Annotated in this window: 12 protein-coding genes and 1 riboswitch; of the genes, 1 reads left to right on the forward strand and 11 read right to left on the reverse strand. The window is 26.8% G+C overall.

The genetic code is table 11. The features are described 5' to 3' along the window. Nucleotides 1-177 precede the first annotated feature (177 nt). The 4 genes from deoC to KGF39_RS09130 all read right to left on the reverse strand — a co-directional run bounded on the left by deoC (nt 178) and on the right by KGF39_RS09130 (nt 4709). On the reverse strand, nt 178-837 hold the full coding sequence (deoC, locus tag KGF39_RS09115) for a deoxyribose-phosphate aldolase (protein WP_227822057.1): 660 nt from the start codon (nt 835-837) through the stop codon (nt 178-180). A gap of 26 nt (nt 838-863) precedes the next feature. After that, nucleotides 864-2408, reverse strand: a complete 1545-nt coding sequence (murJ, locus tag KGF39_RS09120) for a murein biosynthesis integral membrane protein MurJ (protein ID WP_227822058.1) — start codon at nt 2406-2408, stop codon at nt 864-866. Nucleotides 2409-3058: 650 nt separating this feature from the next. Beyond that, nucleotides 3059-3943: a sigma-70 family RNA polymerase sigma factor gene (locus KGF39_RS09125; protein WP_227822059.1), complete on the reverse strand. Its 885-nt coding sequence runs from the start codon at nt 3941-3943 to the stop codon at nt 3059-3061. 292 nt (nt 3944-4235) lie between these two features. After that, a complete protein-coding gene (locus KGF39_RS09130) occupies nt 4236-4709 on the reverse strand; it encodes a type I restriction enzyme HsdR N-terminal domain-containing protein (protein ID WP_227822060.1) in 474 nt (157 codons plus the stop codon). Between the two features lie 263 nt (nt 4710-4972). On the opposite strand from KGF39_RS09130, the gene KGF39_RS09135 reads away from it, so the two are divergent. Beyond that, the gene (locus tag KGF39_RS09135; RefSeq protein WP_227822061.1) at nt 4973-6148 is read left to right on the forward strand and encodes a DUF1002 domain-containing protein; all 1176 of its coding nucleotides are present in this window, start codon (nt 4973-4975) and stop codon (nt 6146-6148) included. Between the two features lie 80 nt (nt 6149-6228). Here the strand turns inward: KGF39_RS09135 and proC are convergent, their stop codons facing one another. From proC to KGF39_RS09170, 7 genes are all read right to left on the reverse strand, one after another. Then, the gene (gene proC / locus KGF39_RS09140) at nt 6229-7032 is read right to left on the reverse strand and encodes a pyrroline-5-carboxylate reductase (RefSeq protein WP_227822062.1); all 804 of its coding nucleotides are present in this window, start codon (nt 7030-7032) and stop codon (nt 6229-6231) included. Between the two features lie 26 nt (nt 7033-7058). After that, nucleotides 7059-7649: a helix-turn-helix domain-containing protein gene (locus KGF39_RS09145; RefSeq protein ID WP_413927083.1), complete on the reverse strand. Its 591-nt coding sequence runs from the start codon at nt 7647-7649 to the stop codon at nt 7059-7061. A gap of 981 nt (nt 7650-8630) precedes the next feature. Continuing rightward, the gene (locus KGF39_RS09150) at nt 8631-9239 is read right to left on the reverse strand and encodes a DNA-3-methyladenine glycosylase (protein ID WP_227822064.1); all 609 of its coding nucleotides are present in this window, start codon (nt 9237-9239) and stop codon (nt 8631-8633) included. Between the two features lie 110 nt (nt 9240-9349). Beyond that, entirely contained in the window at nt 9350-12088 is a 2739-nt protein-coding gene (locus KGF39_RS09155) for an ATP-binding protein (RefSeq protein WP_227822065.1), read from the reverse strand. 147 nt (nt 12089-12235) lie between these two features. Then, nucleotides 12236-13027: a MetQ/NlpA family ABC transporter substrate-binding protein gene (locus KGF39_RS09160; RefSeq protein WP_227822066.1), complete on the reverse strand. Its 792-nt coding sequence runs from the start codon at nt 13025-13027 to the stop codon at nt 12236-12238. Nucleotides 13028-13063: 36 nt separating this feature from the next. Then, entirely contained in the window at nt 13064-13720 is a 657-nt protein-coding gene (locus KGF39_RS09165; protein ID WP_054273464.1) for a methionine ABC transporter permease, read from the reverse strand. Beyond that, nucleotides 13713-14678: a methionine ABC transporter ATP-binding protein gene (locus KGF39_RS09170; protein ID WP_054273463.1), complete on the reverse strand. Its 966-nt coding sequence runs from the start codon at nt 14676-14678 to the stop codon at nt 13713-13715. Before KGF39_RS09170 ends, KGF39_RS09165 begins: the two co-directional genes overlap by 8 nt. Before the next feature lie 105 nt (nt 14679-14783). Next, nucleotides 14784-14890, reverse strand: a riboswitch (SAM riboswitch). Nucleotides 14891-15223 lie beyond the last annotated feature (333 nt).

Below are 15223 nucleotides of genomic sequence, written 5' to 3' on the forward strand. Positions count from 1 at the left end.
GGTTTTCCTATTGGATTTTTTAATTCATAATATATTAATAATATTTATCAAATTTACGTTTAGATTATCTAATATTTTAGAATATTCTATTTAAAAATTCACATCTTTTTTTATTATATCTATTTACAATCATTTAAATTACTACTAATTATACAATTATTAGTCCATATAAAATATTTAATATTCCATTGGATTTTCGCTATTTAATATTTTACATATTGAACTTGTGCCTAACCTTTGTGCACCTGCTTCTATGAATTTTTCTGCATCAGATATTGATTTTATCCCTCCAGCAGCCTTTATCTTAACACCTTCACCAATGTGCTTTTTCATAAGTTTTATATCTTCTAGAGTTGCTCCACTTGTTCCCATACCAGTTGATGTCTTTATAAAATCCGCACCTGAATTTGTTACTATTTCACACATCTTTATTTTTTCAGATTCATTCAGATAACATGTCTCTATAATTACTTTTAATACCTTATCTCCAACAACACTTTTTATTTCCCTTATTTCATTTTCTATTTTTTCATATTCCTCATTTTTTATATCAGAAATATTTACAACCATGTCAATTTCAACTGCTCCATTTTCAATAGCATCTTTTGCCTCAAATACCTTTGTTTTTGTAGTTTGGTACCCTAAAGGGAAACCTATTACTGTACAAATATTTACTCTTCCATTTAAATACTCAGTAGCACTTTTTACATATGATGGTGGTATACAAACTGATGCTACATTCATTCTTATAGCTTCATCACACAGAGTTTTAATGTCTTTCAATGTAGTTGTTGCCTTTAACATAGTATGGTCTACTAACTGTAATATATGTTTCATAAAAACCTCCTAAATGTATAATTAAATTACTTGTTTAAATGTAATTTCCTTTTAGCAATATTTAGTATCATATCAACTTCTTCAACTTTAAAAAGAATCATCAGTGATGTATAAACTGAGAATCCAATTACTACTGCAATCGTCAGAGATATTAATTCGTTAAGTGTGCCTAAACCCAATATACCAAAAATAAATTTATAAATAAAATATGCTATGAAACTCATAACACATGAAGATACTAATGATTTAAAAGTAGTTCTTATTATTTTATCTTGTCCAAAATATCCTACTTTTCTCTTTAAATTTAAAAAAAGCAATAATATACATGCTATTGATGATGAGCTAGTTGCCAGTGCAAGCCCCCCATGAGCCATAGGTTTTATCAAAACTAAGTCTAATACTATGTTGACTCCAACTGATATAATACCATTTACCATAGGTGTCTTTGTATCCTGTAAAGAATAAAAAACCTTTCCTAATATGTCTCTTAAACCAAATGCAGTCATCCCAACTGCATAAAAAACTAAGGCAGTAGCTGTCATTTGAGTAGCTCTAGAATCAAATGCTCCTCTTTCAAATATAATTCTAACAACAGACTTAGCAAATACAATAGATGCAACAGAAATTGGAATCATAGAAATTATTATCATATTTACACTAGACTTAACTGAACTTGTAAACTTTTTTTGGTTATTTTCTGCACTTAATTTCGATAACATAGGATACATTACAGATACTATTGAAGCTGTAAATGTTCCTGTAACAAACCCATTTAACCTATCTGCATAAGTAAGTGCTGGAATACTCCCCTTAATCAGTGTAGATGCTAATGTTGTATCTACCAGTGAATTTACTTGGTTTACAGCTACGCCTATAAATACAGGTGATAATAGAACCAGTAGCTTTATTAAACTTTCATCTTTAAAATCCAAATAAAATAAATATTTGTAATTTGTTTTATTCACAAAAAGCAGATAAAAAAACAGCTGAACTATCATAGCAACTACAGCACCAACAGGAAGTATATATGGTCCTAGTACAGTACTTAATATTATTGAAATAATTATTACAATATTATAAGGTATACTACCAAACCCAACTACAATAAAATTTTCTTTTATCTGTAAAAAAGCTGACATAACACTGGTAATCCCTATAAATATTATCCCAACTATAAGTACTCTAGTGAATTTTACAGTAAGTAAAAATCTTTCTCCCTCAAATCCTATGGCAAATATACTTACAAGTTGTTTTGAAAAAATAACTCCTAATATGGCTACAATTATGCATATACCAACTATTATATTTAAAACATTGTTTAAAAACTTTAATGCCTCTTTTTCTCCTTTTTTACTATTTATATCTTGATACATAGGGATAAAGGTAGTAACTATAGCAGTTCCTATTGCTGCAAATATAATATTTGGTATATTCATAGCTGTTAAATAACTTTCTGTATACAAGCCAGTCCCATAAATCGAAGATAACACTAATTCTCTACCCATTCCAAGAATCTTAGATATTATAGTGACTATCATCAAATAAAAAGTCGCTCTAGCTACTTTGCTCATTTTATCACTCCACTCTTCTAGCGTTTCTTCATAATTTTTTTAGAAGAAAAGTACTTATATCAGCTATATTTCTAAATACCATTTTCTTTATTTTTTTATCAATCAATAATTTTAAAAGTAGTGGACACAGAAAATCACTACTTATTTTCAAAGTATATTCTATCATATATTGTTCATTATGAAAACTTTTTATGTTTTGTCTTAATTCTTTAGGTATTTTATTTATAATATTTAATAATGAAGCTCAAATAATTGATAAAGTGAATCCCTTGCAGTTAACAAAAGTAAAGGTTATTATATATATACTGATACAGCAATAGAACAGGCCAATATTATAATGTGTACAAATACCATCTACTAAATTCTTCTAATTGTGCCAAATATAATGACTTAAATATATAAAAACTAGAAATTTTACTCCATGTGAAACTTATAAGTAATAACAATGTTTACATAGAGTAAATAAAAAACTAAGTCTGGAAATATTTATGTGTATTATTTCAATAAGATTTTGTTTCTGTTAAACATAAAAAGTGTACTCCTTCCTTTATATGATGATATTTGATATTTTAACTATCACCACTTTTTGAAAGAATACACACTTTATTTTAAAGACATTTTCTACTCTATTTTATATAATTTCTAACAACTTAATAAAAATGCTTTAATTGTTTTAACTTACTTGGATGTCTTAATTTTCTTATTGCTTTAGCTTCTATTTGTCTTATTCGCTCTCTAGTAACTCCAAATACCTTTCCAATCTGTTCTAGCGTCTTAGGGTCATCATCATCAATTCCAAATCTCATTCTTAAAACTTGCTGCTCTTGTTCTCCAAGACCTGTAAGCAATTCTTCGATTTTTTCTTTTAAATTATGCTGTTCAACTTCATGTATTACAACATCCTTAAAATCAGCATCTGATGGTATAAATTCAACTAAACTACTATCCTCATCTTCTTTCAATGGAGTATCCAAAGATACAACATTTTTATCTCTTCTTAATAATTCCAATACTTTGCCAACTTCTAGACCACATGCATCTGCAATCTCATCCACAGTTGGCTCTCTTAATAATACATTTAAAAGTTCTTGTTTCTTTTTCTTTACAAAATTTATTCTCTGATGAAGATGTATAGGTATCCTAATAGTATTTTCGCAATCATCGATATATCTTGTTATGCTTTGTTTTATCCACCAAGTTGCATAAGTGCTAAATTTATATCCTTTTTTATAATCGTATTTTTCTACAGCTTTTATAAGTCCTATATTTCCTGCTTGAATTAAATCTAGCATATCAATACTATCTCTTTTATACCTCTTTGCTATACTAACTACCAACCTATAATTTGAATTTATAAACTTTTCCTTTGCTACTGAAGATGAGTTGATTATTTCCTTAGCCAGCTCTACCTCTTCCCCTGCTGACAACATTTTGTATTCCTCAATTTCCTTTAAGTACATTTTCATCGCATTTGACACATTTGATGAACCCACACAAATATAATTTTCATAATTATTTTCTTTTTTAGTATCCATAATCAAACCCCTTCTATTCATAGAATTTGCTAAAACAAAAATAAATAATTTAAACCTACATAATCTACAATTACATAATATCTCTTTCTTCAAATAAATTGTTTTGTATATTATGTATACAAAGTTATAAAAACTATACCTAATTAATATTATTCTACTTCTGACACCAATATCCTCCTTATATATATAATTTATTTTATTATATCTTGTTATATTCTTAGTTTTTAGAATGATATATGTCTAAAAAAAGACTGTTTACTAAACAGTCTTTTTTAATATATATGCTTGATATTTAATTTTCATGATGATTACATCCGCATCCACAATTTTCATCATGGTGATGATGTTCTTCTAAATCTTTTACTTGTTGTTCCATTTCATTAAACTCTTTTACCATTATATCATAAGTTGGAAGAGCTGCCTCAGTATCGTATTCTTCGCCTCTCCAATCAGCATACATCATAGCATCACCATTAGTTAAAACCAACCTACCTGACATAGTTATATTATCCACTTCTTCTAAAAATTCTATTTGTTTTTGTAAAACTTCTCCTTCTAACTCCACATCTTCATCTAAACATTGAACTATCATTACAGGTGCATAATAATCTTCTTCGTCTTTAACATTTACAACAATATCTAAAATTCCTTCTGCACCTTCTTCAAATTCTGCTAACTCAACACTTGTATCAATCATATCTTGAGGTACCAACAAATCTTCTATTAAATATTTTATTACTCTATCTTTTACTAATTCCTTTGACATTTATATTTCTCCTTCCGATTCTATAACATTATCATAATCATTTCTATATTATAGTATACTACATTAATTGTTTTTTCAATCTCTTAAAAAAATTATTTTTTATTATCTTCCTTATATTGCCTTTTTTATTACAATGTTGTAATCGCATTGATTTAAAAAATAGTTTATATTTAGTATAATAGAAATATAGTACATATTTTTATTATATATATTAGTAAAAATAGATTGAAAATGTAATGTATGTTAAATCTAGGAGGAATATTATGAAGTTTAAAAAACAAATTAGTTCTATTATTGTATCTACCATGCTTGTACTTGGAAGTATTAATCTTTCTTATGCAGATGGTACAAATGTAGTTACACTTGGGGCTAACTTATCAGAATCTCAAAAGCAGCAAATGCTTAATTACTTTGGAGTAAAAAAAGACCAAGTCTTAGTTTTAGATGTAACAAATGCAGAAGAAAGACAGTACTTACAAGGTGTTGCAACAGAAGGTCAACTTGGAAAAGTTACTATATCTTGTTCATATGTTGAACCTACTAAAAAGGGAAATGGAATTAATGTTAAAACAGCAAATTTAACTTGGGTAACTAGCTCAATGATTGCTTCAACACTTACAACAGCTGGTCTTGAAGATGCAAATGTTATTGCTGCTGCTCCATATCCTGTAAGTGGTACTGGAGCATTAACAGGAATCATGAAAGCATTTGAAGATGCTTCAGGAAAGAAACTTGATGAAACAAAAAAAGAGATTGCTTCTGAAGAATTGGTAGTTACAGGTGACTTAGGAGATGATATAGGTCAAGAAAAAGCAACTGGTGTAATGAATGATATAAAAACAGAAATTGTAAAAAATGGTACAAAGGATACCAATCAAATAGCAAATACAATAAATAATGTTGTAAACAATTACAATATTACTATTACACCAGAACAAAAAGAACAAATTAAAGGTGTAATGAAAAAAATAGCTGACCAAGATTATGATTATAATAACATGAAAAATACATTAGATAATGTATCAGATAATGTAAATGAGCAATTAAAGAAATTAGGTGAAAGTGTTAAAGGTTCTGGTATACTAGATACTATTGGCGGATGGTTTAGTGGAATAGGAGACTGGTTCTCTGGTTTATTCTCAGGCGGAGATAAAAAAGATTTAGGAATCTTAAATAACACTAATGATAAATCTCTTGGCTCTGATGCTGTAATAAACTCTACAGAAGGTGTTCAAATAAATCCACAAGATAACACTGGTTCTAATAATGACAATGATACAAATAAATCAGAAAATAATAATGATAGTAATAATGAAAATAAAGATGCTTCTCAGTCAGGTCAAAATGACACAACAAATAATTCAGAAAATCAATCAAATAATGATGACTCAGTTGGTTTCTTTGAAAAAATAAAAAATTGGCTTTCAGGCTTATTTTAAAAATTAAGTAAATAAAAAGAATTGCCTAAAATAGAAAGTTTCTATAAAAGGCAATTCTCTTTATTTGCAATAAATTTTTATTAATCACTCATCTTTTTAGATTTTTCTATGCATGCACATATTGCTTTTATCACAGAAGCTCTAAAACCTTCTTCTTCAAGTACTTTAACTGCCTCTATAGTAGTTCCACCAGGTGAACATACCATATCTTTTAACTCACCAGGATGCTTTCCTGTCTCAAGTACCATTTTTGCAGAGCCCATAACTGCCTGTGATGCAAACTTATATGCTTGTTGTCTTGGCATCCCTGCAATTACTGCTGCATCTGCTATAGCTTCTATAAATAAAAACACATATGCTGGTGCAGAGCCACTGGCTCCAATTACTACTTCTATAAGATATTCTGGTACTACTTCAGTATTTCCAAAAGAATTAAATACTTCTGTAACCACTTTTAAATCTTCATCGTTTATATTTTTATTTATAGAAAGTGAAGACATAGCTTCATTTACAAGAGCTGGAGTATTTGGCATAGTTCTAACTATTTTTTTATCTCCCCCTATAATTGACTCTATATCTTTTATGGATTTTCCTGCTGCTATTGTAACTATAATTTTACTGTCATCTATAAAATCTTTTATATCTTTTAAAATATCATCATATATATCTGGTTTAACAGCCACAATTACTATATCAGAGGTTCTAGTTACTTCCTTTGAATCTTTTGTAGTATTTATTCCAAAACTTGCATGTATTCTATCAAGAGTTTCTTGACTGTATGCTGATGCTATAACCATATTAGGTTCAACTAATTTTGAATTTACTATTCCCCCTATCATAGCGCTTGCCATATTTCCTGCACCTATGAATCCAATTTTTTTCACTTTAGTACCTCCTTATTAGCTAACATTTAAGCTTCTTTAACTGTATCAGATTTCTCAAATGGATTTGGTACACTTACCACCAAAATTTTCACTAATTTATTAGTATAGTTAACCCAATTATGATTGTTCTTTTCACTATTATAGTGTATTGTATCTCCTGGATACATTTCTATTTGCTCATCCCCCAAAAACACTGTAAGAACTCCCTCTAATACATACACAAACTCCTCACCGTTATGTACGTAACAACAAATTTCTTCACTACTCTTACTTGGAAGAATCTCAATCAATCTCGGTAGCATTGTTTTTTCCTTTAAATTAGATGATAAATGATAATGTATAAATGTTGAATTTTCTACATCAAATACCTCTTTTTCATAACTTCTTAATACAGCTCTTTTATGCTCTTTTGGCTTCATAAAAAAGTAAGTTAATTCTACATCTAATACACTTGCTATTTTTCCTAAGGAATCTGTTGCTACACTTGTCAATCCTCTTTCAAGTTGTGATAAAAAACCAATTGATAAGTTTGTTTTTTCACTCATATCCTTCAGTGTCATTTGTTTTTGAGTTCTAAGTTGCTTTATTTTTACTCCTATGTCCTTATTCAAAACCATCACCCCTAAATAATTTTAATTTTTTCATAATATAAATATAAAAATATAAATATAGGCTGTTTAACCTATTTTTATTTCATTTAGAAAAATTTTTTATTAGTATTACTATAATTTATTAATCTTTTTTGTCTATATTTTTTCGATTATTTAGATTTATTTTTCACACATTTCTAGTTAATTTTACCAACTAAATATACATTTTTTACAAGTATGGTTTTTTTCTAATAAAACTTAAATTATTTATGTAATTAAATTTATTATCAAAATGATTCATAATAGTATATTAATCCCATAAATATACTTTAATCTAATAAATATATCTAAATTATATTTTATGTGTGGCAGCATTCTTTAACTTTAATTGTTAAAAACTCAATTTATTATCTTACTATTTCTACACATTATTACATCCTTTAGTACAATTATAACATAATTTTACAATTTAATGATGTCTATTTAATGTCTTTTTTACTCTTCAACATCTTTTATTTTACAGTTTAATATTATATATTTTTTTAGATACATCCTTGTCAATTTTTAGGTTGTCAAGAGTTATTGAAGTGCTTTATATACATTTAAATTTCATCCTCTAATTTTTCATTTAATAAGAATTGCTTATGATAAAAAATACAATCTCATCTCAATAAGATTCTTTTAAATATATCTATATTCTAAATATATTTTCTTTTTTTGTCAAAATTTCTTCATTCTTTAATAATTAATTTATTATTTATAAAATAAACTAATTATCTGTATAAATTTTATTATTTTTAACAAAAGACATAAAAAAAAATTAATTTTTATATCTTATTTCGTCAAAATACACCTTTATTTATATTAGCAAAATAATTATAAATTTATTAAGTGTATGTTTGTAAATTCATAAAGTTATTTTTATTAAACTAAAAATTCTATAAAAAAATAAGATATGTATCTATAAAAATACTTTCCCATAGATACATATCTCACCTATATCAAAATTTATTCTATGTAAAAACGCCATAGAAAGTCTTTTGCTTCTTCTGCATAATCTATATTTATACGCTTACTAGTTTTTATATCCAACTCATCTTTACTAAATACTTTTTTTCCTTCATCATCATAATAAAAATCACTTATATATAGTTCTTCACCCATTATACTCTTACTATTTAGACTTTTATCTATTTTTAAAGCCTTACAAAGTTTTCCTGGTCCATTAGTAATATTTTTTATTTGATATTTACTCAAATCATTGTAAGCTTTGTTGTATCTATTTATAGATATCTCATCTAGAGAAGTTATCGGCTCTACTCCTCTTATTAACACACACTCTGGTATATTCTCTATATTTGCTGATAAATTTAAACAGTTATACATGCCATAGATTAAATAAACATATATATGTCCACCATCTAAATATAATGGCTTAGTCCTGTCTGTTTTTTTATTACCATATACATGTGCTCCCTTATCATTTATACCCATGTATGCTTCTGTCTCTATGATTTTAGTAACAATTACTTTATTTTCATATTTCCTTATTAAATATTTACCTAATATTGATTTTGCTAAATCAATTCCATTTTTCCTAAAAAAATCCTTTTCCAAAGTTTCACCTCATAAAATTTATTTGTATTGAATTAAATACAGCTAAAATAATAAATAAAATTAACCTTATTAATCTAATACTAGTGTATAAATAATAAATTTCATATTTGTTATTTATATATATCAAAAAATTCTATCTCAAACTTTTCAATATTGTCATTGTAATTTGACTTATCATAGACCTCCTCAACAACTTCTTTAATTGGGAATATAATTTTTACATCAGTTCCTTCTCCTAACTTACTATCTATGTAAATTTCCCCATGTTGAATTTCAATCAACGATTTTGTAAGACACAGTCCTATTCCACTTCCAAATTCATTTGATATCCCACTGTTTTCAATTTGTTTAAATCGATTAAAGATGTCATTTAATTTTTCTTTGTCTATACCTACTCCAGTATCTTTTATAATTATCTCTACAGTTTCACCTTTTTTATATATACCTACAAGAATTTCTCCACCTTCTAAAGTAAATTTTATAGCATTTGATAATATATTCAGTATTATCCTTTCTATAGATTCTGGGTCAAGTCCTACCATCACAGTTTCTTCATCTGTATCAAAAATCAAATCTATTCCTTTAGATTTAGCATAACTGCTAATAGATGTCACTATTCTTTCTGTTATGTCAATAATATCAAAATTTACTGCTTTAATCTTATATATATCTGACTTAACTTGAGAAATGTTTATTATATTATCTATTAGTCTTAATAATCTAAACATATTTTGTTTAGTTGTTTTTATATGTTCTCTTAGTATATCCTGAAAATCAATTATCTTTCCTTTTTTATAAAGATTTTCGACAAGTTGAACTGAACTATATATATTATTTAAAGGTGTCTTAAGTTCATGAGATATATTAGCATAAAACTCCATCTTCATTTGGTCATACTGCCTTTGTTTTATTAATGCTTTCTTAAGTCTTTCAGACTCTCTTTGCACACTTAAATCTTTAATAATTCTCACTCTACTTCTTTTTTGTCCAAAGTATAATGTCCTTGATATCATTTTTACTTCTTTTATATGATTATTTTCATTTACTATATGAATACTCTTCTCTCTTTCTCCTATATTCAAATTGTTTATGTATTTTTTTACTAATATATTTCTATATTTTTGTGTTGTTACTCCTAATACATCACTAGAAATTCCGAACAACTCTCTGAAAGCTATATTTGTATATAGAACTCTTGATGTACTTAAATCCTCAAGAAAAATAGCCTCTGGTATAACATCCAGTAATTTTTCATATATTATCTTTTGTTCATTTACTGTTCTCAGTATATTTATCTCTTTAGTTATATCTCTAAAGGTAAGCAATTTAAACAATTTATTATCTGACCAATAATCTCCAACTCTAATTTCTTCAACATGTTCTTCACCTTCTGAATCATACATCACAAAATTAACTATACAATTTGCTGTATCATTGTAACTCACTATTTCAGCTTTCTTTTCTTGTGTTAGATTTAATCTTTTAAATTTCCTATTATCAAAGAAATCTATATTGAAAGTTTCAAAATATTGTTCTAATGTCATATTGACTAAATCACTTGAAGTACATTTAAAACTCTTTTCATATTTCTTATTTATACTGATTACCTTATTCTTCTTTATACCACCTTCGGCACTTCTTACAAGTATCGGAGATGGAATATTTAATATAATATTTTCATAGTCTTTATTTATATGTCTTATTTCTTCGTCTATTTTGACTTCATTTGTAATATCATTTAAACTTATTAAGTAGTTGCTTTCGTCTTTATTATTACTTAAACTCAACAAATAAATTTTGTCATTTAACTCTACTGGCTTATCAATTATATTTATATCACTGTCAAATTTCTTTAATTTTTCAGCAACTTTTTCATCTTTCTTTATAAAGCTTAATATTTTATAATAATTCTTAATATCTTTTGAAAATTCATCTTTAAATTTATTATTCGTGTAACTTATATTAAAATCATAATCTGTTACTATCCATACATTTGGCATTGTATCAAGAGCCTGTCTAAGTAGCTCTTTTCTCTGGTCTATGTAGTTCTTTAATGTTCTTTGTATAATCATATCCTTTTCTATTGCTAAATTTATCTTCCCTAGTTGTTCTGATTTTTTACTTAATTTTTTATTTATTGAATCAAGTTCGTAATATGGATATACTACTCTATTATTAAGACTATATACATATACATAATAAGTGTGATTACATAATAATAAATATACTACTCCTATTAATCTATCTGTATCTACTATACTAATCTTAAAGATTGATATAAACCCTATAATAGTTGTGAAAAACACAAAATATGATAAATCTTTTATTAACTTATAGTGTTCAATTTTACTATCAAGTTTATTCAATAAATATAGCAAATTAAATAAAGATATAACAACATTAATTAATACAATAATCATATTCCAGTTGATATTACTAAAAGTATTTCTTATAAAGTAATCTAATATCACAAAAGCACCATAAAAAATTAGTACTGGACTTATTCCTATTTTTTTTACTTTAGAAATGGTTAAGTATATAAAAGTAGACATATTAATCATACTTAAATTGAGCAATACAATTTGGAATTTTTGAATTTTTAAATTCACTACTCCTAAAATACTTACAAAAACTAATACAAGACATGCTACTTTCAATATATTTATAAATTCATCTTTTTTAAAACTAGTTATATGGACTATAGAATATCCAAATATCCAAAGTAAAATTATCCTATACATATTTATAGAAACTGTGTACAAATTTATATTTAAAAGTGCAATAATCAAAAATACCCCATTAGCTAGTATATAGACCTTATTCTTACTTAAAGTTCCTTTAGATTCCATATTCCTCACCACTTCTTCATTTTTATATAGTTTTACCTATAAATATGTTACCACAATTCTTCCAAAAAATTTGTCACTTTCTAGTTATAAAAAAAAATGAGTAAATATTTTTAATTTTACTCATTTTATAGATTTTGTATATTTAATTTAGAAAGCTGGAACTATACTTCCTTTATATTCGTCTTGTATAAATTTTTTAACCTCTTTACTATTCATAGCCTCTGATAAAGCTTTAATCTTATCACTATCTTTATTATTTTCTCTACAAGCTATTATATTTACATATGGAGAATCACTTGATTCTATTACTATTGCATCCTTAGTAGGATTTAGGTTAGCTGTTAAAGCGTAATTGGAATTTATTACTGCTCCATCAACATCTTTTAATACTGTTGGTAATTGTTCTGCATTCATTTCTTTTATTTGTATATTTTTAGGATTTTTAGTTATATCTTTTTTAGTTATAAGCTCTCCATCTTTTACTTCTATCAATTTATTTTTTGCTAATAATTTAAGTGCTCTAGCTCCATTAGTTGCATCATTTGGCACAGCTATAACAGCTCCATCTTTTATTTCATCTAATGATTTAACTTTTTCTGAATAGAATCCCATTGGCTCTATATGAACTTTAGATGTATAAGTAAGTTTATATCCTTTCTCCTTCACAGTTTCCTCTAAAAATGGAATATGTTGAAAGAAGTTAGCATCCAAAGAACCTTCATCTAAAGCTGTATTTGGAAGTACATAGTCATCAAATATTTTTACTTCTAAATCATATCCTTTTTCTTTTAACAAAGGTTTTGCAACTTCTAATATCTTTGCATGTGGATTTGATGAAGCTCCTACTAGTATTTTTTTATCCTCTTTGTTTGAACAACCTACTGCTAATATTGCTATTGCTGACACCAATGCTACTGATAATAATTTCTTTAATTTCATTTTTTACTCCCCCTCTTTAAAATGTTTATAATTAAATTATTTTAGTTTCTTATAAGCCAGATTTCCTACTCCTTGGATTATCTGAACTAATATTACAAGTGCTATTACTGTATATACCATTACTGCTGTATCAAATCTTTGATATCCATAAATAAGTGCGATGTTACCTAATCCTCCAGCTCCTACTGCACCTGCCATGGCTGTATAGCCAAGTATAGATATTATTGATAATGTAATTCCAGATACTATTGAAGGCATAGCTTCTTTTATCATAACTTTAAATACTATTTGTCTCTTTGTAGCTCCAAAAGATTTTGCTGCTTCTATCAATCCTTTATCCACTTCATTTAATGAGCTTTCTATAATTCTAGCGATAAATGGTGCTGCACCAATAGTTATTGGTACTATTGCAGCAGTTTCTCCTATACTTGTTCCAACAATTAATCTAGTTATTGGAATCATTGCAACTATAAGTATCATAAATGGGAAACTTCTAAATATATTTACTATAAATCCTAAAGCACTATTTATTGTGCTATTTGGTTTTAATCCATCTGGTTTTGTAACTACTAATATGATTGCTAATATAAACCCTAAAATTGTTGCAACTATAGTTGGTACTATAACCATATACAAAGTTTGTAACAATGCATTTGGAAATAGTGTTGTCAAAAAGTCAATTAAACTATTCATTTATCATTTCCTCCCATCTTATGCCTTTGTCAGTCAGATATTGTTTTACTTGCTCTCCACTTTTATCTGAAATGTTTATAATAAGTGAACCTAAAATATCATCTTTAAATTGTTCTAATTTCCCAAATATTATGGATACATCTATATTTAGTTCTCTTGCCATAGTAGTAATAATAGCTTCATTAGAAATATCTTTAGGGAATAGTATCTTTATATTTGTTCCCTTTGGTAAGATTATACTTTCTTCACCTATTAATTTTCTAAGGCCTTTGGTATTTCTTAAGAAGATTTCTTCTGTATCTCCCACCTCTAAGACTTCCCCATTTTCCATTATTGCTACTCTTCCGCAAATCTGCTTTATAACTTCCATTTGATGAGTTACAACTATTATTGTTATTCCCAATTTTTTATTTATATCTTCAAGTAATGAAAGAATTGATTTTGTAGTATTTGGGTCTAATGCTGAAGTTGCCTCGTCACAAAGAAGTACCTGTGGGTTTAGTGCTAAAGCTCTAGCAATTGCAACTCTTTGTTTTTGACCACCACTTAGATTTCTAGGTTTATCATTTTTCTTTTCAGATATTCCAACTACTTCTAATAACTCTAGAACTCTTTTTTTGATTTCTGCCTTTGTATATCCAAAACATTCTAATGGCAATGCTACATTATCAAATACAGTTCTTCTTTCAAGCAATGAAAAGTGTTGAAAAATCATTCCTAACTCTTTTCTTAAATCTCTCATTTGCTTTTCATTCAATGACTTTACTTCCTTATCAGAAACAAGTACATTACCTTCTTGATATTCCTCTAGTCCATTTATACATCTAAGTAGTGTTGATTTTCCTGCACCACTATGACCTATTATCCCAAAAATTTCTCCAGATTCTATCTCAATACTTACATCTTTAAGCACTTGAATCTTTCCATAATACTTATTAACATTTTTTATGCTAATCATAAAATTTCCTCCCATATATTCTGCTCAGTTTTTATGTTTATCCTCGCTTATGTATTACAACAAAATAAAAGCCCGAGTATAAACTCAGGCTTAGAAAGCTATTTATACTCATCTATCAACTATATTAGTTGCAGGATTTAGCACCAATGTATATAAAATATACTGGTTGCCGGGTTTCAAAGGGCCAGTCCCTCCACCACTCTTGATAAGACGTTATTTAATTCGATTATCATTTGTTGCTATGTTATATATAATATATTCATTAATAATATTTGTCAATGAATTTATTTAAATTTTTTATTTTTTATTATTACTATGTAAAAACAAATAACTATTTTTTGTTGGTTTTCTAGCTCCTAACACTTTATATTTTAATGTCTATGAATCCCTATGTAGCTATAGAATATTATTATAAAAAATATACTAAATGATACTAATATATCTAAATCACCTATAAAATAAAGTGAGAAAGTTAACATTTTTTCAAAACTCTATTTTACCCTAAACAGAATAATTTAAAAATAATTGTGTCATAAAATAATATT

This window comes from Clostridioides sp. ZZV14-6345, assembly GCF_020657775.1.
GTDB lineage: Bacteria > Bacillota > Clostridia > Peptostreptococcales > Peptostreptococcaceae > Clostridioides > Clostridioides difficile_D.